The 24,469-nt window shown below is 71.7% G+C and carries 21 protein-coding genes; 11 read left to right on the plus strand and 10 right to left on the minus strand.

Annotated elements, in window-relative coordinates:
* Positions 1-226: 226 nt before the first annotated feature.
* Positions 227-685 carry a MarR family transcriptional regulator gene (locus tag GXP74_RS28850; RefSeq protein WP_182454170.1) on the minus strand — a complete coding sequence of 153 codons (459 nt, stop codon included), beginning with the start codon at positions 683-685 and terminating at the stop codon, positions 227-229.
* A 161-nt stretch (positions 686-846) separates the two neighbouring features.
* Between GXP74_RS28850 and GXP74_RS28855 the strand changes: the two genes are divergently transcribed.
* From GXP74_RS28855 to GXP74_RS28865, 3 genes are all read left to right on the plus strand, one after another.
* The gene (locus GXP74_RS28855; RefSeq protein WP_182454171.1) at positions 847-2,082 is read left to right on the plus strand and encodes an MFS transporter; all 1,236 of its coding nucleotides are present in this window, start codon (positions 847-849) and stop codon (positions 2,080-2,082) included.
* Positions 2,083-2,240: 158 nt separating this feature from the next.
* A complete protein-coding gene (locus GXP74_RS28860; RefSeq protein WP_182454172.1) occupies positions 2,241-3,335 on the plus strand; it encodes a transposase in 1,095 nt (364 codons plus the stop codon).
* A gap of 128 nt (positions 3,336-3,463) precedes the next feature.
* A complete protein-coding gene (locus GXP74_RS28865) occupies positions 3,464-4,522 on the plus strand; it encodes an FAD-dependent monooxygenase (protein WP_182454173.1) in 1,059 nt (352 codons plus the stop codon).
* Positions 4,523-4,613: 91 nt separating this feature from the next.
* Here the strand turns inward: GXP74_RS28865 and GXP74_RS28870 are convergent, their stop codons facing one another.
* Both GXP74_RS28870 and GXP74_RS28875 read right to left on the minus strand, forming a co-directional pair.
* The gene (locus GXP74_RS28870; RefSeq protein WP_182454174.1) at positions 4,614-5,195 is read right to left on the minus strand and encodes an NUDIX hydrolase; all 582 of its coding nucleotides are present in this window, start codon (positions 5,193-5,195) and stop codon (positions 4,614-4,616) included.
* A 130-nt stretch (positions 5,196-5,325) separates the two neighbouring features.
* A complete protein-coding gene (locus tag GXP74_RS28875) occupies positions 5,326-6,309 on the minus strand; it encodes a TauD/TfdA family dioxygenase (RefSeq protein ID WP_182454175.1) in 984 nt (327 codons plus the stop codon).
* 505 nt (positions 6,310-6,814) lie between these two features.
* Between GXP74_RS28875 and GXP74_RS28880 the strand changes: the two genes are divergently transcribed.
* The 6 genes from GXP74_RS28880 (at position 6,815) to GXP74_RS28900 (ending at position 13,714) form a co-directional block, all read left to right on the plus strand.
* Positions 6,815-8,074 (plus strand): ROK family transcriptional regulator, encoded by a 1,260-nt coding sequence (locus GXP74_RS28880; protein ID WP_225448270.1) that lies wholly within the window; start codon positions 6,815-6,817, stop codon positions 8,072-8,074.
* A 61-nt stretch (positions 8,075-8,135) separates the two neighbouring features.
* Positions 8,136-8,234, plus strand: coding sequence for a putative leader peptide (locus GXP74_RS42310; RefSeq protein ID WP_370468470.1), 99 nt, complete (start codon positions 8,136-8,138; stop codon positions 8,232-8,234).
* A gap of 172 nt (positions 8,235-8,406) precedes the next feature.
* Complete coding sequence (locus GXP74_RS28885) at positions 8,407-9,993, plus strand: ABC transporter substrate-binding protein (RefSeq protein ID WP_182454176.1); 1,587 nt, start codon at positions 8,407-8,409, stop codon at positions 9,991-9,993.
* Between the two features lie 3 nt (positions 9,994-9,996).
* A complete protein-coding gene (locus GXP74_RS28890; RefSeq protein ID WP_182454177.1) occupies positions 9,997-10,941 on the plus strand; it encodes an ABC transporter permease in 945 nt (314 codons plus the stop codon).
* A 92-nt stretch (positions 10,942-11,033) separates the two neighbouring features.
* On the plus strand, positions 11,034-11,873 hold the full coding sequence (locus GXP74_RS28895; RefSeq protein ID WP_182456703.1) for an ABC transporter permease: 840 nt from the start codon (positions 11,034-11,036) through the stop codon (positions 11,871-11,873).
* Complete coding sequence (locus GXP74_RS28900; protein WP_182454178.1) at positions 11,870-13,714, plus strand: ABC transporter ATP-binding protein; 1,845 nt, start codon at positions 11,870-11,872, stop codon at positions 13,712-13,714. Before GXP74_RS28895 ends, GXP74_RS28900 begins: the two co-directional genes overlap by 4 nt.
* Positions 13,715-13,756: 42 nt before the next feature.
* Here GXP74_RS28900 and GXP74_RS28905 read toward each other — a convergent pair whose 3' ends face one another.
* From GXP74_RS28905 to GXP74_RS28930, 6 genes are all read right to left on the minus strand, one after another.
* Positions 13,757-15,580 (minus strand): alkyl/aryl-sulfatase, encoded by a 1,824-nt coding sequence (locus tag GXP74_RS28905; protein ID WP_182454179.1) that lies wholly within the window; start codon positions 15,578-15,580, stop codon positions 13,757-13,759.
* Positions 15,581-15,806: 226 nt separating this feature from the next.
* Complete coding sequence (locus GXP74_RS28910) at positions 15,807-16,265, minus strand: DoxX family protein (protein WP_182454180.1); 459 nt, start codon at positions 16,263-16,265, stop codon at positions 15,807-15,809.
* A gap of 257 nt (positions 16,266-16,522) precedes the next feature.
* Positions 16,523-18,466 carry a YhgE/Pip domain-containing protein gene (locus GXP74_RS28915; RefSeq protein WP_182454181.1) on the minus strand — a complete coding sequence of 648 codons (1,944 nt, stop codon included), beginning with the start codon at positions 18,464-18,466 and terminating at the stop codon, positions 16,523-16,525.
* Positions 18,463-19,173 carry an ABC transporter ATP-binding protein gene (locus GXP74_RS28920; RefSeq protein WP_182454182.1) on the minus strand — a complete coding sequence of 237 codons (711 nt, stop codon included), beginning with the start codon at positions 19,171-19,173 and terminating at the stop codon, positions 18,463-18,465. Before GXP74_RS28920 ends, GXP74_RS28915 begins: the two co-directional genes overlap by 4 nt.
* 9 nt (positions 19,174-19,182) lie before the next feature.
* The gene (locus tag GXP74_RS28925) at positions 19,183-19,392 is read right to left on the minus strand and encodes a hypothetical protein (protein WP_182454183.1); all 210 of its coding nucleotides are present in this window, start codon (positions 19,390-19,392) and stop codon (positions 19,183-19,185) included.
* Between the two features lie 85 nt (positions 19,393-19,477).
* Positions 19,478-19,864, minus strand: a complete 387-nt coding sequence (locus tag GXP74_RS28930) for an antitoxin (protein ID WP_182454184.1) — start codon at positions 19,862-19,864, stop codon at positions 19,478-19,480.
* A gap of 141 nt (positions 19,865-20,005) precedes the next feature.
* Between GXP74_RS28930 and thpR the strand changes: the two genes are divergently transcribed.
* Together thpR and GXP74_RS28940 are read left to right on the plus strand one after the other, a co-directional pair.
* The gene (gene thpR / locus GXP74_RS28935; protein ID WP_182454185.1) at positions 20,006-20,590 is read left to right on the plus strand and encodes an RNA 2',3'-cyclic phosphodiesterase; all 585 of its coding nucleotides are present in this window, start codon (positions 20,006-20,008) and stop codon (positions 20,588-20,590) included.
* Positions 20,591-20,776: 186 nt separating this feature from the next.
* Positions 20,777-21,175 carry a PPOX class F420-dependent oxidoreductase gene (locus GXP74_RS28940; RefSeq protein WP_182454186.1) on the plus strand — a complete coding sequence of 133 codons (399 nt, stop codon included), beginning with the start codon at positions 20,777-20,779 and terminating at the stop codon, positions 21,173-21,175.
* An 89-nt stretch (positions 21,176-21,264) separates the two neighbouring features.
* Here GXP74_RS28940 and GXP74_RS28945 read toward each other — a convergent pair whose 3' ends face one another.
* The gene (locus tag GXP74_RS28945; RefSeq protein WP_225448271.1) at positions 21,265-24,249 is read right to left on the minus strand and encodes a discoidin domain-containing protein; all 2,985 of its coding nucleotides are present in this window, start codon (positions 24,247-24,249) and stop codon (positions 21,265-21,267) included.
* Positions 24,250-24,469 lie beyond the last annotated feature (220 nt).

Genomic DNA, 24,469 nt, shown 5'->3' on the forward strand with positions numbered 1-24,469 from the left:
CGAGTGGGAATCGCAGGAGGACAGGGCGGAGATAGCAGTCGGTCCGCCCGTCGAGCTCGAACGCTAGTGCTTCGTCCGCATACATTGCAACGTGACAAGGGTCACATTAGATGTATGCAAATTCATATTTCTCTGCCATTGCCGGAACGTGAACCGATGCGGGTCCGCACATTCCGGTGAGCCTCGGCAACACCGGTCGGCGCCCCAGCGCCGCCCTGGGCCGCGCTCAGTCCAGCGGCATCGCGGGCTCGTAGCGCAGCCGGGCGACGAGCGAGGCGGTGGAGTCGTTCAGCGCCGCCGCGTCCAGGGCCTCGGTCAACGCCTTGCGCAGGCTCCGCTCCGCCGCGTCGGCCAGCCGCCGACCGGCCTCGGTGACCTGTACGTCCACCCCGCGCCTGTCGTCCTGGAGGCTGCGGCGGATGACCCACTCGGCGTCCTCAAGGCGGGCGACCATGCGGCTGACGGCGGGCTGACTGGCACCCAGGGCCTTGATGAGGTCGGACATCCGCAGCGTGCCGTCCCGCTGCTCGGTCAGCGAGAGCAGGAGCAGCAGCTCGTTCACGGAGACCCCGTGGCCGCGGGCCAGCCGCCTACCCGCGGTCGCGTTGACCTGCTCCATCAGGCGCGAGAGCTGACGCCAGACGGCGATCTCGTCCCGCTCGTTTCCCGGTCCCCAAGTCTCCATCGACGCGGCCCCTCGCTGAGTCCCTCGAAACGTTCCCTGCGCTTTCGTCACCGCTGCCCAGCCTAACTCCTTGCACAGTTGACCGCTCCGGCGCCATGGTTCACTATTTGCATGCAAACGCATGCATCTTAGCGGGCTTCCTACGAAAGGCTTGGGTCGCCATGCCACTCCCCCTCCTGACCCTGATGCTCGGGGTCTTCTGCGTGGGCACTGCCGAGGTCGTCATCACCGGGATCCTGCCCGAGATGTCGACCAGCCTGCATGTGTCCGTCCCGACAGTCGGCCTGCTGGTCACTGGCTACGCGCTCGGGGTCACCATCGGCGGTCCGATCATCACCCTGCTGACTGCCAAGTGGCCCCGGAAGGTGCTGCTCCTCAGCCTGATGGGCGTCTTTGTCGTCGGCAACATCATGGCCGCGCTGGCCCCCAACTACGCGACGCTGATGGGGGCACGCGTCTTCACGTCGCTCAGCCACGGCACCTTCGCGGCCGTGGCCTGGTACGTCGCCGCCCAGATGGCCCCGCCGGACAAGAAGGCGACCGCGATGGCCAAGATCGCGCTGGGCTTCAACTTCGCCAACGTGCTCGGCTCGCCGATCGGCACGGTCATCGGGCAGCACTTCGGCTGGCGGGCCACCTTCGGGTACGTCACGGTCTTCGCCGTGCTGTGCCTCCTGCTCATCGCCAGGTTCGTGCCGAGTAACCTGTCCGCGGAGAACGGCCCGTCGATCGAGGAGAGCACTCCCCTGCGGGACCAGATCAAGGTGTTCCGCCAGGGCAGCCTCCAACTCTCCATGCTGATCACCGTGCTGGCCCAGGGCGCGGTCTTCACCACCTCGACCTACCTGGCGCCGCTGCTCCGCACCATCGGCCACTTCGCGCCCGCCATGATCGGCGTCCTGCTGATCGTCTTCGGCCTCGGCTCGGTCCTGGGCAACATCCTCGGCGGCCGGGCCGCGGACGCCAACGTGATGCGCGGGGTACTGCGTGCCCAGACGGCCCTGCTCGCCGCGCTGGTGCTCTTCTGGTTCGCCGCGCCCCACCAGATCCCGGCCGCCATCGCCCTGTTCCTGTTCGGTGCCGCCGGGTTCTCCATCATCCCGGCGCTCCAGGCGCGGATCCTCGCGGTGGCTGCCGCCGCACCGGCCCTCGCGCTGTCGGCCAACGTGTCCGCGTTCAACCTCGGCAACGGGCTCGGCGCCTGGCTCGGCGGTACCACCATCGACCTCGGCTTCAACGCCCGCGCGGTGACCCTGACCGCCGCCCTCGCCACGACCGTCGCGCTGCTCCTCTCGCTGGCGATGTGGGCCCGGGGCCGCCGCGCGTCGCCGGAACTGCCCGCGCTCGGCGACGTGACGATCACCGCCGACGCCGCGCTCGCCCAGGAGACGTCCTAGGGCCGGTCTTTCGGATCACGTCGGAGGCCACGGAATAAGCGCACCGAGGCGACCGTTTGGCGTTGGTACGGACACGACCTTCATGCGACCCGCGAAGCTCCGTGCCGCACCGCCGACCGTCCCGTGACCCCGACGCCTCGCCTCAATGGGGGATTCCGATGCACCCCGTCCACCACGCCTTACCGGGCAGGCCCTCCGGGCCGCGACCGCCCGGGCGGACCGTCCCGGGGAACAGCACCGTCCTGGACGAGCTGTCCCAGGTGCTCTTCGCCCCGCTGCCCCGCAGCGACCAGCGCGCCAAAGGCGCCCTGTACCTGCGCGGGCTGATCGCGACGGAGGGCCGCAAGTCGATCAGGAACATCGCCGCGCAGGTCGGCGGCCCCGAACTGGCGCAGAGCCTGCACCACTTCATCGCCGCCTCCACCTGGGACTGGGAGCCGGTCAGCAGGGCCCTCCAGCGGCACGCCGACAACGAGTTGCGGTTCACCGCCTGGGTGGTGCAGGCCCTGCCGACCCCCCGGCGGGGGCGGCAGGCGGTCGGCGTGTGGGGGGTGGCCAGTGAGGTCACCGTGCCGGTGCGGTGGAACCTGCTGCGCTCCGGCCAGGCGGGAGCCGACCGCGTGGTGGCGGCGACCCGGGTGCACGACCCGAGTACCACCGGGCCCCGCCCGGTGGTACTGGACATCCCCGGGGTCGACCTGGGTCCGGTCTTCGACTGGTACGCCCGGGCGGGCGCACCGCTGCTGGCCGCTGTGCCCGCCAACCTGCCGGTGCTGGGCCTCGGGCCCGCCCGGGAGTCCCGCCCGCTCCCCGCCGCCCGCCTGCTGCAACTCAACCGGATGCTGCGCCGCCCGGCGCGATGGACCGACCCGGTGACCGGAACGGCGCACCGGAGCCTGGTCGCCGGTGTCCGGGTGGAGTGGGCCGGCCACCCGCTGCTGCTGGTCGGGGAGTGGGCCGACGGCCGGGAGCAGCCCGTCCGGTGCTGGCTGACCAATCTGACCGCCACCCCCCTGGGCGTCCTGCTGCGGCTCACCCGGTTCACCCGCCGCGTCGAGCAGGACTACGTGGGCTCCGCCTCGCACGTGGGCACCCTCGACGACTACGAGGGGCGGACCTCCGACGGCTGGCACCGGCACATGACCCTGGCGGCAGCCGCGCACGTGGCCCAGGTGGTCGCCGCCTCAAGGGCCCGGGTCCGCCCGTGGACCCACTGCATGGTCTCCATGGAGCAGATGGGCTGTCAGCTGTGACCGGCACAAACCGGGCACTGCTCCGCTCAAACATTTTTCTTCGGTCTGTGTCACCTCCCCGGAGGGTTCTGACACAAGGGCCATGACGCCGTCGCCCGCGCCAACCCCTGGGAGCCATCATCGACCACATGCGCATTCTGGTTGCCGGTGGTGGTACCAGCGGTCTGGCCACAGCAGTCGCCCTGGGATCGAGAGGCCATCACGTCCTCGTGCTGGAGCGACGACCGGTGTTCACCGAGAACGGGATGGGCGTCCGGTTGACGCCGCCCGCCTTCCGGCTGCTGGACCGGCTCGGAGTCGGCGCGGCCGTACGCCGACGGTCGCTGGCGATCGGCGAGATCCGCATCATGGACGGCTCGACCGGGGAGCGGGTCGCCACGGTGCCGCTGCCCGGGCGGCACGGCGGGACGCCCCACGCGCCCCACGCGACGGCTCACCGGCTGGACGTCTACGAGCCACTGCTCGATGCCTGCTGGCAGTTGGACGTCGTCCGGCTGCGCGCGGACAGCGGTGTGGTCGGCTACACCGAGCGCGGTGAGTCGGTGGTGGCCGCACTCGTCGGCGGGCGCAGCGTCACCGGGGACGCGCTGATCCTCACGGACAGCGCCCGCTCCGCCGCCCGCGACGACACGTCCTGGACCGGCGGCGCCCCGGAGGAGCGGGTCGCGGTCTACCGCACCGTCGTCCCGATGGAACTGGTGGCCAACCGCTGGCAGGACAGCGCGGCCATCAGCTGGGTGGGAGCGCAGTGGCACGTCTCGCACTACCCGTTGCCCGACTCCCGCTACCTGAGCCTCTCCGCCACCCGCCATCGGCACACCGGCGGCGATCTCACCGGCGCCCACCTGGACCTGGGACACGTGCTCGCGGCCTTCCCGGACATCGGCTACGCGGCCCGCGACGTCCTGACCATGGGCCGACAGTGGCGGGCGTGGACGGTGCCCGGTCGGCGGACCGCGTCGGCCCGGGCGCGCGGCAGGGTCGCGCTCGTGGGCGAGACCGCGGAGCCGGCGCTTCCGGTGGAGGTGTCGGGCGTGCACCAGGCCCTGGAGGACGCCGACGGACTCGGCCGCTCCTGGGACGCCTCCGACGGGGACGTGCGGCGATGGCTCGCCGACTACGCCACCCGGCGGAGCGGCGAGCGCTTCCCCGACGCCCACACCGGGTGCGGGGCCGGGGGGCGGTGACCCGGCGAGCCCAGGCAGGGCGGACTCCGCCACCGCACCGCCGCCGCACCGCTGCCCGTTCCCGCCGGTCCGGGCCGCGCCGGTGCGTCGGCTACCGCCCGTGCTCCGCGCGGTGGCGTTGGAAGAGGCAGAGGGCCGCGACCGAGGGGGCGTCCTTGAACCGGCCCTCGGCGATGAGCTGCCACACCTCGGCCTCGGAGAACCAGCGGCTGACCAGTCCCGCCTCCTCCTCGTCGAGGTTCGTCTCGCCGGGGGTGAGCTCCGTGGCGAGGATGATGTGGAAACCCTGGTCGCAGAAGCCGTACGCCTCGAAGAGGTGGCCGAGCGGTGTCATCGCCCCGGCCGTCAGCCCGGTCTCCTCCGCGAGCTCACCGCGCGCCAGGGCCAGCGGGTCCGCGTCCGGCCTGTCCTCCCAGGACCCCTGGGGGAACTCCCAGTAGCGGCCCTTCGCGGCATACCGGTACTGCTCGACCAGGTGGAAGCCGCCGTCGGCGTAGGGGACGACAAGGGCGAAGTCGGGCTTCGCCACCACGCCGAAGACGCCCTCGGCGCCGTCGTGCCGCAGGGTCCTGTCCTCGCGTACGGTCATCCAGCGGTTCGCGTAGACCACGGTGCTGCTGGTAGCCACCAGTTCGTGCTCGGGCCGGGGAAGTCGCGATGCGTCCGTATCCATGCGCAGACGCTAGCCGACCGCGTCGGGGATGCCGGTGACGGGCAGCGGCACGTGCCCGCGGACCGCCGTAGCCGGGGCCGCGCGGTCCCGATGATCCCCGGCGCCACCGGGGCCGCGCGGCCGGGGCCGCTCAGTCGCCCGCTGCGGCGAGCCGCTCCCGCTCCAGCTCCGCGGCGGGGACGATCCCGGCCACCCGGGGCGGGGCGGTGGGCTCCAGCAGCCGGCTGGGCTCACCGTCGACGCCGACCGGGACGTCGCCGTCCAGGGTGATCCGGCGGACGACGCGCGGCAGGTCGCCGTAGTCGTTGACGGCGTAGTGCTGGGTGGCCCGGTTGTCCCAGATCGCCACGTCGCCGACCGTCCACTGCCAGCGGACGACGTTCTCCGGGCGCTCGATGAACCGCTGGAACAGCGCGATCAGGGCGGTGCTGTCCTCGGTGGACAGCCCGACGATGCGCTGGGTGAAGGCCCCGAGCAGCAGCGTGCGCTCGCCGGTCTCCGGGTGGACGCGCACCAGCGGGTGCTCGGTCTTGAACGCGGTGGAGATGAACACCTGCCGGAACAGGGCCGCCACCTCCTTGTTGTCGGCCAGGTCCTCGCGCAGGCCCAGCCGCGCGGCGTAGTCGAAGTCGTTGGTGTGGACCGCGCGCAGGCCCTCGGCCAGGCGCTTCAGCGGCTCCGGCAGGGCCTGGTAGGCGGCCGCGGTGTTGGCCCAGATGGTGTGGCCGCCGTAGGGCGGAATCTCCACCGCGCGCAGGATGGACGCCTTGGGGTAGGCGGGCACGAAGGTGACGTCGGTGTGCCAGTTGTTGGCCCGGGCGCCCTTGGTGGCATCGAGTTCGAAGATGTAGCGGCCGTCGGCGGAGGGCACGGTGGGGTGCGACACCGGGTCGCCCAGCAGCCGGGCGAACGCCTCGTGGGCGGTGTCGTCCAGGTGCCGCTGCTCCCGGAAGAACAGGACCTTGTGCTCGTGCAGGGCGGCGCGCAGCGCCTCGACGGTGGTCGGCGGCAGGTCGGCGTCGAGCGTGACGTCGTGCACGACCGCGCCGATGCGGCCCGCGACCTTGGTGACGTTCAACTGGACCGCTGCGGACTGATCGACGGTGACGGACATGGTGGCTCCTCTACGGTAATTGCAACCGCTGCGGAAGAAACTCCGGCAGCCATGGGCAACGGGCACGGATGCGAGACGGCGCGTCGGGACGGACCGACTGCGGCCGAGGGGTGGCGTGCGGGATCGCGGGTCGGCCGGAGAACGGCGGCCGACAGGGGTCAGGCGGAGCCGACGCGACCCGCCGCGCCACAGCGGCCCGCGACGGGCGGACGCGGTGCGGCGGGCGGACGTGACCTCGGCATGTCCGCAGGTTGCCAGCGGCCGGCGCGCGCAGTCAACGGCCTCCGAGCGGGCCGCGCCGCCGGGCCGTTGCCCTCCGACCACCGAGCCCCAGCCACGGCGTAGGCTGCGACCTGCGGATTCGTCGGAATTCCGGTCGTCCCGCCGCGACCGGGGGCACCGGGCGCCGCGGCCCAGCATTCATGAGGCTGCAACAATGCGGGACCGTGTTCGGTTGCCGCGCGGCACACTTCCGAGCACCGCTGTCCCCAGGAGAGGACCACCCATGGCCGACCTCGCCGTGCACGCGCCCGACCCCGCCCCCGTGCCCGTCGCCCCCGCCGCCTGGCGCGGCGGCGACGGCCGTCGCGAGGCCAACGCCGCCGCCGTGCTGCGGACCGTGCTGGACCACGGCCCGGTGGCCCGCACCGGCATCGCCCGGCTGTCCGGGCTGAGCGCGGCGGCGGTGTCCCGGCAGGCGGTGCACCTGATCGAGCTCGGCCTGGTGCGTGAGGTGCCGGGTGCCGCGGCTGCCGGAGCCGTTGGCCGTCCACAGGTCCCGCTGGACCTGGACACCCATGGACCGCTGGTGGCCGGGGTGCACATCGGTGTGCCGTTCAGCTCGCTGGCGCTGCTGGACCTGCGCGGCCGGGTGGTCGCCCAGCGCACCCTGAGCGGCGGGGTCCGCAGCGGACTGCCACCCGAACTCCGCACGGAGCTGCCGGAGTTCCTGGCCGAAGCGGCACCCGGACGCCGGGTGCTCGGCCTCGGTGCGATCGCCGGTGGCTGGATCGACCCGCAACGCGGCCTGGCGCTCCGGCACGAGCCGCTGGGCTGGCGCGACGTGCCGTTGCAGGCGCAGCTGGAGCAGATCGGCGGGCTGCCGGTGCAGGTGGACAACCACGCCCGGGCCGTCGTCCAGTCGGAGATGCTGTTCGGTCCGCCGGAGGCGCGGCGCAGCGTGGTCCACCTGTTCGTGGGCTCGGTGGTGGACGCGGCGTTCGGCATCGCCGGGGTGGTCCACCAGGGGCCGGGCGCGGCCGCGGGGGATGTCGCCCATCTGCCCACCGGGGACACCGCGACCGTCTGCGGCTGCGGCCGTACCGGCTGCCTGCAGGTCGCCGCCTCGGATCTGGCCCTGGTCGAACGGGCCCGGTCGGCGGGCCTGTCGGACTGCACGGACGCGTACACGGTGGTGGGCCGGGCGCTGGGCGGCGACGCACGGGCGGACGCGCTGCTGCGGGAGCGGCTGCGGCTGGTGGCGCGCGCCGCCGCGCTGCTGGTGGACGCGCTGAATCCGGAGCTGATCCTGCTGACCGAGCCGTCGGTGGCCGCTTCGGAGAGCTACCTGGCGCTGTTCCGAAGGGAGTTGGCCTCCAGCTCGCGGGTCGCCCGGGAGCCGGAACGGGTCCGCTTCCCGCACGCGGGGGTGGACGTGATGCGGGTGGCCGCCGGAACCGCGGTACTGGCCCCGCTGTTCCGCGATCCGCTGCGGTTCCGGATGCCCGCCGGTCCCGTCCGGCCCGGGTCCGGGTCGGCGAGCTGACCGGCCACCGGCGGTCCGCACGCCTTGACAGCATGCCCCGACCGGCTGTCATCATGGCGGCGTGACCAAGGACCGCACGCTCGTGACGCGCCGCCATGTCGACCTGTGTCGGCAGGCGAGTGCGATGTGTGCGCTGTCCTGTAGCGCCCGTCGCCGCTGAGGTTCCACCCCGGTACCCGCACAGCCTCCGCTGTCCGCCCGGCCTGCGCCACCCTTCCCGTGAGCACGCCCCCGTAGGCATGATCTCCGTGCCGTCGTACGGTCAGGGCTGACTTTTTTACTTACGCAGCGCAATTAAATGCTGCCCACTCCCCTCCGAGGAGCGCCCCGCCATGCCCCGAACCGCGCCCGACTTCCCCACGCTCCCCGCCGGGCCGACCCGGAGAGGTGTCCTGGCCGCCGCCGGCGCCGCCGGGGCCCTACTGACACTGACCTCCTGCCGTTCGGCCGTCAGCGCTGCCGCCGCCCCCAGCGGCAGCAGCGGCTCAGCCAGCCGCGGCGGCACCCTCGCCGTCGGCGTGCAGACCGACTTCGCCCCCGCGCTGCTCTTCGCCCAGAGCAACAACTCGCTGGTCCAGGGCCTGATCTACGACACCCTCACCCAGTACGACGACAACCTCCGGCCGCAGCCCTCGCTGGCCACCAGCTGGACCGTCTCCCCCGACGGCCGGACGGTCACCCTGCAACTGCGGCAGGGCGTCACCTTCCACACCGGGCGGCCGTTCACCGCCGCCGACGTGGTCTTCGCGATCAAGAACCTGACGAACCCGGTGCACGCGGCCCAGTTGGGCGCCACCGCCGCCGCCGTCACCGGCTTCGACCAGAAGAGCGACCACGAGCTCGTGCTCACTCTCGCCCATCCGGTGAGCAACCTGTTCGACCTGTTCGAGTTCATGATCATCCAGGATCAGCAGACCCTCGCCGACGCGGTCAGCGGCCAGCGGCTGGTCGGCACCGGGCCCTTCGTCTTCGACTCCTGGCAGCCGGGCAGCGTCCTCTCGGTCAAGGCCAACAAGAGCTACTGGCAGCCGGACCGCCCCTACCTGGACGCCGTCCAGCTGCGGGTCATCCCGGAGGCGGACTCGCTGCTCTCCTCGCTGCGCTCCGGCCAGACCCAGCTCAGCTTCTCGCTCCAGGGCCAGCAGGTGGCCACCCTCAAGAGCGACACCCGGTTCGGGATCACCGAGTACAAGCAGGGCGCCGGCGACCTCTACCTGGGTGTCACCACCACCGTGAAGCCGCTGGACGACAAGACCGTGCGGCAGGCCCTGGCCTGGGCCGTGGACCGGGACCGGGTGGTCAGCGAACTGCTCGGCGGCTACGGCCAGGCCACCGCCGCTCCCTGGCCGCAGAACTCCCCCGCGTACACCACCGGCGCGGCCCAGCACTACAGCTACAACCCGGGCAAGGCACGGCAGTTGCTCCAGTCCGTCGGCGCCACCGGCCTCGATCTGCCGCTGCTGGTGCCCAGCACGCTGACGTCGCTGGCCGAACTGGTCCAGTACGACCTGGCCCAGGTCGGGGTGCGGACCACCCTGCGGACGGTGGACCCGGTCACCGCGCAACAGGACCTGATCGCCCAGTCAATGCCCGCCCTGTGGGTGCAGGCGCACAGCTTCGCCCAGCTCCACCCGGCGACGCTGGCGGTCAGCGCCTATCCGTTCAACCAGGCCAAGAACACCTCCCGGTTCCGCTCGGCCGAGTACTCCCAGGCCGTGCTCGCCGCCTGGGAGCAGGGCGACCCGAACAGCGCGGCGGCTCGCGCCGCCTACCAGCGGGTGACCGGCATCCTGCTGGACGAGGCGTTCATCATCGAGCTGGCGGTCGAGCCCAGCCTCCAGGTGAACACGACCGGCCTGAGCGGCGCGACCCTCAACCGGTTCGGGTACCTGCATGCCCAGAACGCCACCCTGGCCTGACCGATGAGCCGATACCTCGCGAAACGCATCCCCTCCGCGCTGCTCGTACTCGTCCTGGCCTCGTTCGCGGTGTTCCTGATCCTGCGGCTGGTCCCCGGCGACCCGGCGGCGTCGCTGGCGGGTTCCGACGCCTCACCGCAGGCGGTCGGCGCGATCCGGACCGAGCTGGGGCTGAACCAGCCGCTGACCGTCCAGTACGCGCACTGGATCGGGCACCTGTTGACCGGGAACCTGGGACGCTCCTACGTCATCGGCGGCCAGGTCTCCACGTTGATCGGCTCGGGACTGTCCGCCACCGCCCAGCTCACCGCCGGGGCGCTGCTGCTGTCCGTGCTGCTCGGGGGCGCGGTCGGGCTGCTCTGGGCGACCTCCGGCAACCGGGCGGTGCGCACGGTGCTCAGGGTGTTCGCCACCACCGCGCTGGCCGTGCCGCCGTTCGTGACCGGGGTGGTGCTGGTGCTGCTCTTCGCCGTGTGGCTGCCGGCACTGCCCGCCGGTGGCTACCAGTCCTTCACCACCGCGCCCGACCTGGCGTGGCAGTACCTGCTGCTGCCCGCGCTGTGCCTGGCGCTGCCCAGCGCGGCCGTACTCGGCCGCTACCTGCGCGACGCCCTGGAGCGCGCGCTGGCCGAGGACTACGTGCGCACCGCCACCGCCCTCGGCGTCCGGCGGTCGCGCGTGGTGTGGCGGCACGCCCTGCCCAACGCGCTGCCGTCGGTGGTCACCGTGCTCGGCCTCCAGGCCGGCCAACTGCTCAGCGGCGCGGTGCTGGTGGAGGCCGTGTTCGCCTGGCCGGGACTGGGCCAGCTGGCCCAGCAGGGGGTACTGCACCGTGACTACCCGGTGGTTCAGGACCTGTTGCTGCTGCTGGTCGCGGCCTTCGTGGCGGTGCAGCTGCTGACCGACCTGGCGTACGCCTGGCTCGACCCGAGGATCCGGTGGCAGTGAACCCGAACCCAGTGAACCCGAACCCGGTGAACCCGAACCCGGAGCCGGCCGTCGCGGCGGCGGCCACCGGTGCGCGGCCCGGCGGCCCCCCGCTGCCCCGGCTGCGTCGGCTGCGGGCCCGCAGCCCCTACCTCGACGGACTGCTGACCCCCGGCGGCCTGACCGGGCTGGTCATCGTCGTCGGCATCGTGCTGCTCGGACTGTTCGGCCCGCTGCTGACCTCGGCCGGACCGCTGACCCAGGGCCCGGTCGCCCTCGCCGGAATCGGCACGCCCGGCCACCCGCTGGGCACTGACGACCTGGGCCGGGACCTGCTCGCCCGGATCCTCTACGGCATCAGGACCGACCTGCTGATCGCGATCGCCGCGGTACCCCTGGGCGCCGCCGGGGGCGTCCTGCTGGCGCTGGCCGCGGCCTGGTCGCGGGTGGCCGACGTGCTGGTGCAGCGGGCCTTCGACCTGGTGCTCGCCTTTCCGGGACTGATTCTCGCCCTGGCGGTCACCTCGGTCACCGGCCCCGGCAAGCTGCCGGTGATCGGGGTGATCGCGGTCGCCGAGGCCCCCGGATTCGGCCGGGTGCTGCGCGGCGGCATCCTGGTCCAGCGCGAGCGCGAGTACGCGGTGGCCGCCCGGCTCGGCGGCGCCTCCCGGACCCGGGTCCTGGTCCGCCACGTGCTGCCGAACGCGCTGGACCCGCTGGTGATCCAGGTCGCGGTGGCGCTGTCGATCTCGGTGTTCATCGAGGGCGGCATGAGCTTCCTCGGCGTCGGGGTGCGTCCGCCGGAACCGTCGCTGGGCAGCATCGTCAGCGAATCGCTGGAGTACCTGCAACAGGACCCGTCCTTCGCTGTGGTTCCGCTGGTCGTGGTGACCGGCCTGGTGCTGGGGTTCGCGCTGGTCGCCGAAGCCCTGAACAAGGGAGTCCGCCGTTGAGCACGCCACTGCTACAGGTCCGCGACCTGGAGGTGTCCTTCCACGGACCCCGCGGGCCGGTGCCCGCGGTCCAGGGCCTGGGCTTCGACGTCCCGGCCGGGGAGACGGTCGGCATCGTCGGCGAGTCCGGCTCCGGCAAGTCGACCACGGCCCTGGCCCTGATGGGCATGCTGCCCGGTACCGGCCGGATCACCGGGGGCCAGGTGCTGCTGGAGGGCAGGGACCTGGTCACCGCCACCCCGGCGGACCTGCGCGACCTGCGCGGACGCCGGGTCTCGATGATCTTCCAGGACCCCGTGTCGGCGCTCAACCCGGTGCTGTCCATCGGCCGGCACCTGGACGAGGCGCTGCGCGCGCACGGCACCGGCGACCGCGGCTCGCGCCGCCGCCGCGCGCTGGAACTGCTCGACCTGGTCGGCATCCCGGATCCGAGCGGGCGGATCGACGACCATCCACACCAGTTCTCCGGCGGCCAGCGGCAGCGGGTGATGATCGCCCTGGCCCTGGCCAACGAACCGGCCGTGCTGCTCGCCGACGAACCCACCACCGCCCTGGACGCCACCGTGCAGGAGCAGATCCTCGACCTGCTCGACAAGGTCAACCGGGAGACCGGCACCGCGATCGTACTGATCACCCACAACCTCGGGGTCGTGGCCCGGTCCTGCCGCCGCACCCTGGTGATGTACGCGGGCCGGATCATCGAGGACGGACCTACCGAGCTGATTCTGACGCATCCTCAGCATCCCTATACCGAGGGCCTCCTGGCCGCAGTACCACGTATTGACGCACCATCAGGAACGCGACTGCGCGGCGTTCCCGGAATCGCGCCGGATCCGGGGGCGACGCTGTCCGGCTGCTCCTTCGCCGACCGCTGCGGATCCGCCGAGGACCTCTGCCGCTCGCAGCGGCCCGAACTGACCGGCCCGCACGGCGGCTCCCGCGCGGCCTGCTGGCGGCCCGGGTCGGCGCCGCTGTCGCTCACGGCGCCCCGGGCCGCGGCGCCCGGCCCGGTGGCGCCCGGTACGCCGACGCCACCGGCCGACACCGAGCCGCCGTTGCTGGAGGTCCGCGACCTGCGCAAGAGCTTCGCCCGGCGCGGCCGGGCCCGGCGGCTCGGGCCACTGGTGGCGCTCGACGGCGTCAGCCTGTCCCTGCGCGCCGGGGAGACCCTGGGCGTCGTCGGCGAGTCGGGGTCGGGCAAGTCGACGCTGGTCCGCACGCTGCTGCGGGTGCACGAGCCGGACGCGGGCAGCGTGCTGCTCCGGGGCCGCGAGGTCACCGCGCGCACGCGCGACGACCTGCTGCGCGAGGTGCAGCTGGTGTTCCAGGACCCCTACGCCTCGCTCAACCCGCGCATGACGGCCGGTCAGATCATCGCCGAACCACTGATCGCCCAGGGCGTCCGACACCGCGGCGAGCGCGAGCACCGCGTCGCCGAGCTGCTGGAGCAGGTGGGTCTGGACCGGTCGGCCGCGGACCGCCGACCCGGCGCCTTCTCCGGCGGCCAGCGCCAGCGGATCGGCATCGCCCGGGCCCTGGCGCCCAGGCCCTCGATACTGATCTGCGACGAACCGGTCTCCGCGCTGGACGTCTCGGTACAGGCCCAGGTGCTCAACCTGCTGCTGGACCTCCAGCGCGACCTGGGTCTGGCCATCGTCTTCATCGCCCACGACCTGGCCGTGGTGCGCCAGGTCAGCCATCGGATCGCGGTCATGCGGCAGGGCCGGATCGTGGAGACCGGCGACGCCGACCGGCTGGTGACCGCCCCCCGGGAGGAGTACACCCGAACCCTGCTCGCCGCCGTGCCGACCCTGGCCGCCCACTCCCCCGCCGCCCGCTGAACCCCTGCCCGAGCAACGTCCCCCCGAGTAGGGCCGGGCCGCTCAGGGAGTGACGATGGCGAAGGACTTGTCGGGCTCGGTGACGTAGGAGAAGAGACGGGCAAGGACGGCGGGGTCGCCCTCGTGCTGGATTCCGTCCAGGCCCCTGCCGGCCAGGACGCCGAGGAGTTGCGGCTTGGTGAGGGTGAGCGTGCACTGCGCCGGGGTCTTCGGCGCCGTGTCGAGCGCGACCGCGCGGTGGGTCAGGGCGCCGTTGTGGAGGGTGAGCCGGTGGCGGCGGCCCTCGTCGGTCAGCGCGAGGTCGACGGTGAGGTCCTCGTCCCAGGCGCGGGGGCCGTCGACGCGCACCGCGATGGAGTCGATCAGCATCTCGGTGGTCAGCGCCATCGCCATCCCGCCACTGGTGTCGAGCTCGATGGTGCCCGGTCCCTGACGCAGTTCCAGCGCGGCCATCAGGTAGAAGTTGCGCCAGGTGCCGTTCTCGCTGCCCTGGCCGAGCTTCTCGTAGACCCAGGCCAGTTCCTCCTTGGCCGCCGTGTTCTCCGGCTCGGCGAAGACCAGGTGGTTGAGCAGCGTGGCGGCGAAGCGCAGGTCGCCGCCGCCGACGTAGCCGCGGGCCTTGGCCAGCGCGGCGTCCGCACCGCCGGCGAGGTCGACGTAGCGCTTGGCGAGCTCGACCGGCGGGTGCTCCCACAGGTGTGCCGGGTTGCCGTCGAACCAGCCCAGGTAGCGCTGGTAGATGGCCTTGGTGTTGTGGCTGAGCGAGCCGTAGTAGCCGCGCGCGTGCCAGGCCTGCTCCAGCGCCGGCGGCAGCCGCATCTCCTCGGCCAGCTCGGGTCCGGTCAGGCCCGAGTTCAGCATCCGCAGCGTCTGGTCGTGCATGTAGGCGTAGAGGTCGCGCTGCTCCGACAGCAGCGTGACGACGTTCTCCCGGCCCCAGGTGGGCCAGTGGTGCGAGGCGAAGGCGACGTCGTAGCTGTCGTCGAAGAACTCGATCGCCTCGTCCAGGTACCGCGACCAGATCCGGGCGTCGCGGACCACGGCCCCGCGCAGGGTCAGGATGTTGTGCATGTTGTGGGTGGCGTTCTCCGCCAGGCACAGCGCACGCCGCTGCGGGAAGGAGAAGTTCATCTCCGACGGGGCCTCGGTGCCGGGGGTGAGCTGGAAGACGATCCGCACGCCGTCGACGCTCTCCTCCTGGCCGGTGCGGGTGATGTCCAGTGTGGGCGGGATCAGCGAGACGGTACCGGTGGAGGTGGTCATCCCCAGCCCGGCGCTGATCTGCCCGTCGGGGGCCTTCGGCAGCCGGTCGCCGTACATGAACATGGCCCGGCGGGTCATCGCGTTCCCCGCGTAGACGTTCTCGCTGACCGCGTGCTCCAGGAACCCGACCGGGGCGATCACCGGCACGCCCGCCTCGGATCCCTCCGGGAGCACGCCCCGCGCGCCGCCGAAGTGGTCCCCGTGCGAATGGGTGTAGATCAGGCCGGTCACCGGCCGGTCACCGCGGTGCTCCCGGTAGAGGGCGAGCGCGGCGGCGGCGCACTCGGTGGAGATCAGCGGGTCGATGACGATCACGCCGCGGTCGCCCTCGACCAGCGTCATGTTCGACAGGTCGAGGCCGCGGACCTGGTAGATCCCGTCCGTGACTTCGTACAGGCCCTGCTTCGCGGTCAGCTGCGCCTGTCGCCACAGACTCGGGTTGGCGGTGTCCGGACACTCGCCCTTGAGGTAGTCGTACGCGTCGTTGTCCCACACCACCCGCCCGTCGGCCGCCCTGACCACCGCGGGAACCATCGCCCCGAGGAAGCCCCGGTCGGCGTTGTCGAAGTCGGTGGTGTCCTCGAAGGAGGGCAGGTGGCTCATGCGTCGCTCCGTTCAGCAGCGGTCAGGAACACGGCGGCGTCTCGGAGTGCGATCGGCCCACCTCAGGGAAGTTTGTCGTATATGTTCCTGTTACGCACTTTGGCACAACCGGTTCCGCGCTTGACCGCCCCCGGCCCAGGCGGCCGACGACGGCCGGGCGGGGTGTGTGCTCCCCGCCCGGCCGCGGGCTCGCGCCGCGGCGCGAGTGGCGGTGTGACGGCCGTGGTCAGACCGAGAGGCTGTCGGTCAGCGGGTCAGCCGCCCGTGGCGCTTGCGCCGATCCGCGTCGGCCACGTGCCAGCAGGGTGTCCAGGGCCCAGGTGCCCGGACCCGCCAGCGCGATGAGCAGGAAGGTCCAGCAGAACATCACGGCGGCCTCACCGCCGTTCTGGATCGGCAGCAGTGCCTTCTCCTGGTGAATGGTGAAGTACGCGTAGGCCATGGACCCGGAGCACAGCAGGGCTGCCGCGCGCGTCCCCAGCCCCAGCACGACCAGGACGCCGCCGACGAGCTGGATCAGCGCGGCCCACCACCCCGGCCACGCTCCCACCGGGGCCGCGCCCCCGGTCCCCGCACTGCCGCCGAGCACACCGAAGATCGTGGACGCGCCGTGGCAGACGAAGAGCGCCCCGACGATCACGCGGAAGAGCGAGAGGACGTGCGGCCAGAGCTTGTTCTGCGACATCGGATGCCTCCATCGAGTGTGGGACGCGCACGCGTGGTGGTGCGCTCCGGCAAGGTGAACGCGGCGTTCGATTCCGAACCTGATCGAGCGAGGCCCGAGTGACCTGCGCATGACAGACGATCGATCAGGGTTCTCCCCTCGGCAGCGTCGGGCCGCAGCGGTGGACCCGATCGGACCCGCGCACTGCGTCAGCGGCCATACGCATGCGGCGGGCCCGCGGTTCACCACCGGATCGTCGGACGGAGAACCCGTCGTGGCTAGAGGCTGACGTCCGGGTGCAGCCGGGCGACGGTCCAGGTTCGCTGGCGCCGCAGGATGAGCGCGGTCAGGGCCACGAACAGGACGGCGAACGCGGTCAGTACCGCTCCGTCCCGGACCAGGTTTCCGCTGCTGCCGCCGGAAATGGAGACCCGCAGTCCGTCGATCAGGTAGGTCATCGGCAGCAGCGGCCGGATGGTCTGGAAGAAGACCGGTTCGGTGGGCATGGGGTACAGCCCGCCGGACGCGGTGAGCTGGAGGATCAGCAGCACAAGTGACAGGACGTCACCAGGCGTGCCCAGCCAGGTGCGCAGGCAGTGGTCGACGGCGGTGAAGCCGGCTGCCGCGAGCAGCAGCAGCAGGATCGTGGCTCCCAGGTTGACCGGGTCCAGGCCCAGTCCGGCGTCGACGACCGTGAACAGCACCAGGGCGGCGATCCCGCCCAGGGCCGCGGCGGGCAACCAGCCGGCCGCGGCGACGGTGAGGGTGCTGACGCGCGAGGACAGCGCCCGCAGGTTCACCGGCCGCAGCAACAGGTAGGCGAACAGCCCGAACACCCACAGGGCGATGCCGAAGAAGAAGGGGGCCATGCCGCGTCCGTACAGCTTCGCCGGGTGCAGGTTCGTCTCGGTGATGGACACCGGGGTCCCCAACACGTCGGCGGCGCGGGCCACTTCGGTCGGGTCGGTCGGTGGGATCTCCCTGAGCGCGTTGTCGATGGTGCCGGACAGGCTCGCGGCCCCGCTGTGCGCCTCCTGCGCGGCGCCGTTGAGGCTCTGGGCGCCCTGCTGCAGACTCGTCAGTCCCTGGGCGACCGTGGCCGAGCCCGCGGCGACGTTGCTCGCGCCCGAGTCGGCCAGGGCCACCGTCGTCTGTGCGCCGAGGAGTTGGCTCTGGATGGATGCGGCGGTGCTCTGCACGGCCGTGGCCTGGGTCACCGCCAGCGTGGCGTCGGATGCCGCCGCCGCTGCCTGGCCGTCCAGGGTGCCCGCCGCCGTGTCCAGGGCGCGGGCGTCCTTCATCGCCTTCTGGTAGGCGGGGGAATCGGCCAGGGAGGGGTCGGCGTCGCCCAGGGCGGTCAGGTCGGAGACGGCCTGGCTGGTCCCCTGTTGCAGCAGGCCGGTGCCGCTGTGCACGGAGCTCAGCCCTTGGGACGCCAGTCCGGCCGCGTTCACCAGGCTTCCCGCCGCCCTGGGCAGTTGCTGGGCGGCGCTCTGGTCCAGCGTGGTGAACAGGCTGCCGAGTTGTCCCGCCGCCTGGGAGATCTGCCCGGCGCCGGTGGCGACCTGGGCCGACCCCTGCTGGAGGCCGGCGGTGCCGGACGACAGTGCGGCGCTGCCCTGCTCGGCGGTCCTGGTGGAGTCCACCAGCAGCCCCGCCGCTCCGGATGCGGTGCCCAACTGCGAGCGCACGCCCGAAAGTTCGCCGTAGACGGCGCGGACGTAGGCCGAGTGGGCCGCCGAGTCCACCTGGTCCTGGAGCTTCGACTGCACCACCTGGGTCATGATGCCGGCGATGTAGTTGTTGGCGTCGTTCAGTTCGAGGGTGATCCCGGCCCGCTCCGGTGCGGAGGTGCCCGCCGTGGCCAGGTCACCGCTGAAGCCGGACGGGATGGTGACGGTGAAGTAGTAGCGGTTGTCCCGCAGCCCGCTCTCGGCCTGGGCGGCGCTGACGAACTGCCAGTCGAAGGTCGGTGACGCCTTGAGCTGCTGGACGAGTTGCGCGCCCGCGTCGACCGGCTGGCCCTGCGGCCCCTGCGCCGGGCGGTCCTCGTTGACGACGGCGACCGGGATCCGGTCGGTGTGGCCGTAGGGGTTCCAGTTGGCCCACAGGTACATGCCGCCGTAGAGCAGCGGAATGAGGCAGAGCAGCGCCGGTACGAAGCGCCGCAGCGGTCCCCGGAACCGCCGCAGTTCCAGCCAGGCGAGTCGGAACACGGTCATCGGTCGGCCTCGTTTCGTTCCGTTCGCACGGTCGTCGCGGCGGTCCCGGCCGGGGGCGGGTCGAGCAGGTCGCGGCTCAGCCGTGGCAGCGGGACCAGGGCCGCCGCCTCGACGGCGGCCGCCGCCGGGGGTGGCTGGAGGGCTGCCGCCAGCACCGTTGGACCGTCGGCCTGGAGCAGCGACAGCACGCGCCAGGCGGCGGAGCGCTCGGCGCCGGTGCAGTCGCGGTCGACGTCGTCCACGGCCACGGCACCGGGTTCCCCGGCCGCCGCCAGGGCCAGGGCGAGGCGAAGCCGGTCCAGGACGGACAGGTCCTCGGCGAACGACGACTCGTCCAGTGCCAGTTCCAGGCGATCGGCCGCCGCGAGGATCCCGGACCGGGTCGTGCCGCGGGAGATCCAGCACCGCTCGGCGATCAGCTCGCGGACCCGCAGCCGCCCCTCCAGCCCCACCGCGGGCTCGGCCCTGGCCACCGCCACCAGTCCGGCGGCCCGGCGGCCCTGGCCGGGAACCCGGTACGGACCCACCCGCAGGGTGCCTGCCACTAGGCGCATCCGCCCGGACAACGCGAGCAGCAGCGAGGTGCGACCCGAGCGCGGGGGCCCGTGCACGACCAGCAGGCCACCGGCCTCCACCTGGGCGTCCACGTTCTCGAAGACCGGCCCGCGCGGACCTCGTACCGTCAACCCCTGTGCTGCGATGGTCACTCCAGTCACCTACTGATGAGTAACCGGTTCGGGGCACTTCACTCCTGTGACCCCAGTCACATCGGCGCGGCCTGGCAGAAGTATGCCGGTCATCACCCCGGCGAACACGTGGCCCAGGGCGGTGAACGCCAGCGTGTCCACCGCCCCCGAGGCCGCCGTGTACAGGACCAGCGAGGCGTGCTCACCCAGGACCGGACGGTCCTCCAGCTTCTCCGGCACGCGCTGTCCGCCCTCCGTCGCCTCCGTTCTCCGCTCCGGGCCGTCACCGCGCACGGCCCGGTCGCGCCGGACGCGGGCCGGTGGGTCACTGGCCGCTCGGGTCCCCCTCGTCGGGCTGGTAGCCCGGGTCGTCCTGCTGGATCCGGTCCGGCTGGTACTGGTCGCCCTGCCCGGCCTGGTACTGCTGGTCGTACTGCCGTTGCTGGCTCTGGTCCCCCTGCTCGTAGCGCTCGCCCTGGTTGGGCTGCTGCTCCGGCGAGTCCTGACCGCCGGGGGCGGCACCCTGGTCCTGCTGGTTCTGGCCGAAGCGGTCCGCCAGGGCCTGACCGGCCCGCTCGATGTCGCTGGAGTAGCGGTCTCCCGTCAGCCGCTCCCCTCCCTGCTCCGCCTTGTCGATGCCCTCCCGCACCTGGTCCGGGTGGCTGTCCGCCCAGCCTTCCGCCTTCTCGGCGAAACCCTCGAATCCGCCCATGGCACTGCCTCCTCCGCCGTGGAACCCCTCTCCCGGGGCCCCTCCGTAGGAGGCGTCTACCCCGAGCCCGGGTGACGACGAAACGGCCTCCGCGCCCCGTGCCCGGTGAGGACAGGAGCGGGAAGGTGTTAGAAATCCCTGGTGACCGATCATCCCCAGCCCTCGACCGTACGCGTGTTCGTTGCGCTCGCCCCGCCCGACGACGCGAAGGACGAGTTGGCGGGTGCCCTGCGGTCTGCCTACGAGCACCACCCCCACCTGCGGTGGAACCGGATCGAGGACTGGCACATCACCCTGGCGTTCCTCGGCGAGCTCCCGGTGGCGGCCGTCCCGATCCTGCGTCCGGTACTCGCCCGACTGGCCGCGTCCCGCCCGCCCCTGCGGTTGGGCCTGCGCGGCGGCGGCCACTTCGATGAACGGCTGCTGTGGAGCGGGATCGAGGGCGACCTCGAAGAGCTCCACCTGCTCGCCGACGAGGTCGGGAAGGTGGTGCGGGCCTGCGGTACCGCCTTCCCGGAGCGCCCGCTGCGCCCCCACCTGACCTTGGCCCGGGCGCGGCGGGGCCAGCAGGCCGGCATCCTGTCGGCGGCCGCGGGCCTCGCCGACTTCGTCGGCCGCCCGTGGCAGGCCGAGCGCCTCCATCTGGTGGGCAGCAACATCGGCCGTGGCCCGGGAGTGATCCGCTACCGCGACATCGAGGCGTGGCGGTTCGGCCGCGGGATCTGACCGGGCCGGGGAGGACCCCGGGTGGTTCGGTCGGCGAGACGACGGCCCGGATCGGCGCCGCCGGGAACACGCCCGCTGGACGTCGGTCCGCGACGGCGGTCATGGGTGAGCCGGCTGAGCCTGAGCGTCAGGGCGGCGGTCGGGTGGGTCGCCGGGCGGGCGCGACGTCCCGGTAAGGTCTGTCGGGTGACCGCACTCGACCAGAGCACCCGGGACGCGCTGACCCGCGCCCGCTACGTCAGTCTCACCACCTACCGCAAGGACGGTACGCCTGTGGCCACACCGGTCTGGCACGTCGTCGACGAGGGGCGTCTGTACGTGTGGACCGAGGCCGACACCTTCAAGGTCAAGCGGCTGCGCCGCGACCCGCGGGCCAAGGTCGTGGTCTGCGACGTCCGCGGCCGGATCGCCCCCGGCGCCGCCGAGGCGGAGGGGACCGGCCGCGTGCTAGACGCCGAGGGCACCGAGGAGGTCCGGCTGCTCCTCGGCCGCAAGTACCTGCTCGCGCGGATCGGGCACGTGTTCGCGACACTGACCGGCCGCCGTCGCCGCCGTCCCATCGTCGGCCTGGAGATCAGCTTCTGACGCGGCGTCATCCGTAGTCGCCCGGAAGCGACAGTGCTGGTCCCAGCCCTCGACGAGCGACTGCGACCAGCACTCTCACCATGCGAACGCTAGCTGGTGACGCCGACGCTGATCTCGGCGGCGGAGGTCCAGGGGTTGCCGTTGACCTCGGAGAGGGCCTTCAACTCGATGTAGTGGGCGGTGGTCGGGGCGAAGCAGGCCGACTCCTGCGAACTGGTGGTGGACCAGGTCCCGGTGGCCACCGGTGAGCCCCAGGTCGATCCGTCGGTCGAGGTGTAGACCGCGTACTTGGCGATCGTCCCGTTCGTGACGCCGTCCTGGCGCGGCAGGTAGTAGAGGCACTGAACGGTGCGGGTGGAACCCAGGTTCAACTGGATGTCGTGCGGCAGTTGCGGGACCGGGGACTGCGACCAGTCGGTGACCCACATGGAGCTGGGATTGCCGTCGATCGCGTTCGTGGCCGCGTCGTTCTGCGAGACCGTCTCCTGGCTGTCGGCCGACTCCACCGACAGCTGCGACTGGGGCAGGAGGGTGGGCGCGGCCGTGGGTACGATCCCGACGCTGATCTCGGCGGCGGAGGTCCAGGGGTTGCCGTTGACCTCGGAGAGGGCCTTCAACTCGATGTAGTGGGCGGTGGTCGGGGCGAAGCAGGCCGACTCCTCGGCGCTGGTGGTGGTCCAGGTTCCGGTGGCCACCGGCGAGCCCCAGGTCGATCCGTCGGTCGAGGTGTAGACCGCGTAGTTGGCGATCGTCCCGTTCGTGACGCCGTCCTGGCGCGGCAGGTAGTAGAGGCATTCGACGCTCTGGGTGGAACCCAGGTTCAACTGGATGTCGTGCGGCAGTTGCGGGACCGGGGACTGCGACCAGTCGGTGACCCACATGGAGCTGGGACTGCCGTCGATCGCGTTCGTGGCCGCGTCGTTCTGCGAGACCGTCTCCTGGCTGTCGGCCGACTCCACCGACAGCTGCGACTGCGGGAGCCGGGTGACGGTGCACTGGGTCATCGCGCAGCCGGGTACCCAGGGGGTCTGTCCCGACTCGTAGGCGCCCTGGTCGGGAGCGCTGCCGCTGAATCCGTTGGTCAGCGGGGGCACCGCCGCTCCGGCGTCGACGGCCGGCGAGGTGGACTGCAGGGTGAAGTCACCGGCCGCCGCGTTTGTGTAGAGCGGGTTGGGTGCCGCGCCGTTCTGGCTCTCCGTGGTGACCAGGTCGTCGGTCTCGTTGGGTGTGCCTCCGGCGATGTAGCCGTAGGTCTGGCCCGCCGGATGGGCACCGTCGAGGATGTTGTTCTCCATGGTGGTGTTGCCCACCTGGTTGGCGTTGGCGTAGTACTCCTCGATCGCCTCCCCGCTCCCGGAGACGATGGTGTTGTTGGTGAACTGCGCGGTCAGATAGGGCAACGACAGTCCGGACTGGGTGAAGCCACCGAAGTTGATGCCGTTGCCCCCGTCCAGGTTCCAGATGACGTTGTGGTCGACGGTCATGCCGTAGCTGCCGTTGTCGAAGTGGAACCCGTTGCCGATCTGGGCCGGGTCGTGGATCCAGTTGTGGTCGATGCGCGTTCCGGTGTAGGCGGTGTCGCAGCAGGTGTAGACGGCCCCCAGATCGAAGTCGATCTTGGCGTAGTCGTACATGTTGTTGTAGTCGACGCGGATGTTCTGGTAGCCGTTGTTGGGATAGACCGAGGTGTTCATGTTCACCACGTCACGACCGGTGGAGTGCATCGTGTTGTCGCTGATCGTCGCGTTGCTCGACCCCACGTCGACCGCCACCGCAGCGGTGTAGGTACCGCCGTAGGCGACGTTGGCGATGAGGTTGTTGGTGACGACGCTGCCGGTTCCGTCGATCGAGACGCCGTTGCCCATCGAGTACTGGATGGTGCTGTTCTCCAGGGTGTCGTCCGTGCCGTGCAGCAGGATTCCGCTGTCGTCGCGGTGGTTGGCGTCGTAGACACCGGCGTAGTTCATGCTGGTCTCGTACTGGGAGGTCTGCCAGGTCGACAGGTACTGGGCGTTGATGCCGTTCAGGATGTCGTTGGAGCTGTTGGCGTCGGTGGTGACCGAGGTCGCGAACAGGTTGACCCCCTGCACCGTGATGTAGCTGCGGTCGTTGAGGTCGAAGCCGTAGTTGCGGGCCTTGGCGGTGACCCCGACCGGGGTGTTCCCACTGGGCGGCCAGTAGTACAACTCCTGGGCGCCGGCGTCGTAGTACCAGGCGTTGGGGCCGGTCAGGAACGCCTTCTTGCCGACCATGTAGAACTTGGTCGAATAGCCGCCCGGCTCGACATGGCCGTCGCTGGCCGGGAAGCTCAGGTTGAGTGTCTTGTTGGTGCCGTCGAGGTCGCCGCTGGTCACCGTCGAGGAGTTGGCCACCCACGAACCGGCCATGACGACGGTCGCGCCGGTCAGGTCACCGAGCGCGGGGAAGCTGTTGTCGGTCAGGGTGCCGCTGAGCACGGTGGTGCACGGCGCGGTCGTGCAGGTGACCGTGGAGCCGCTGCGCGTCGAGGTCCATCCGCTGCTGATGAAGGAGGACGGGGCCCACGGATTGCTGGACGCGGGCGGGTAGGCGGCTTCCGGCACCAGCGAGCCCAGGGAGAATATCTGGTTGGCCCACAGGTCGGAGTCCGAGGGGTACTCGGTGGAGCTGTAGGGGGCGGTGCCGGTACCGGCCAGGGTGACCGGGGCCTTGTAGATCTGTCCGCTGTCCAGCGTCCAGCCGGTGACCGGATTGGTGCCGTCGACGGTGACCGTGGCGCCGGGGGCCGAGGCGAAGGTGATCGGCGAACCGGCGCTGCCGGAGCTGGGCGGCGTCACCGTTTCGCGGTAGGTGCCGGAGTCGATCAGGCAGGTGTCGCCGGCGACCGCGACATTCGCGCAGTGCTGGATGGTCTGGAACGGGCCGGCCGAGGTGCCCGGGTTGGCGTCGCTGCCGGTGGTCGCGACGTAGTACGTGGTTCCGCTTGCCGCGTGGCTGCTGGGCGCGGCGAGTCCGATCATGGCCGCGGCCAGCGCGACGACCGACGCGACTGCCCTGACGGCGCGCGATCGGCTTCTGGAGGGAGGAGGTTGCACGTGATCTCCTTGGTGGCGGGTGGGGGTTCGTACCTTCGTCCGCACACGTGCGCGCCGTCACCCGGAGCAGGGGGCGCGACCTCACCGGGTCTGCGGGATTCCACGGCGCGGCACGGCCGGATCTGATCAGAGCTCAGTGTTCTCGGGAACATTTACCACTGTCAATAGCACGGTACGACTTCACCGCAGCACCGCGGCCACCATCACAGGTCGGTAAAAG

Origin of the sequence: Streptacidiphilus sp. P02-A3a (assembly GCF_014084105.1) — a bacterium.
Lineage (GTDB): Bacteria > Actinomycetota > Actinomycetes > Streptomycetales > Streptomycetaceae > Streptacidiphilus.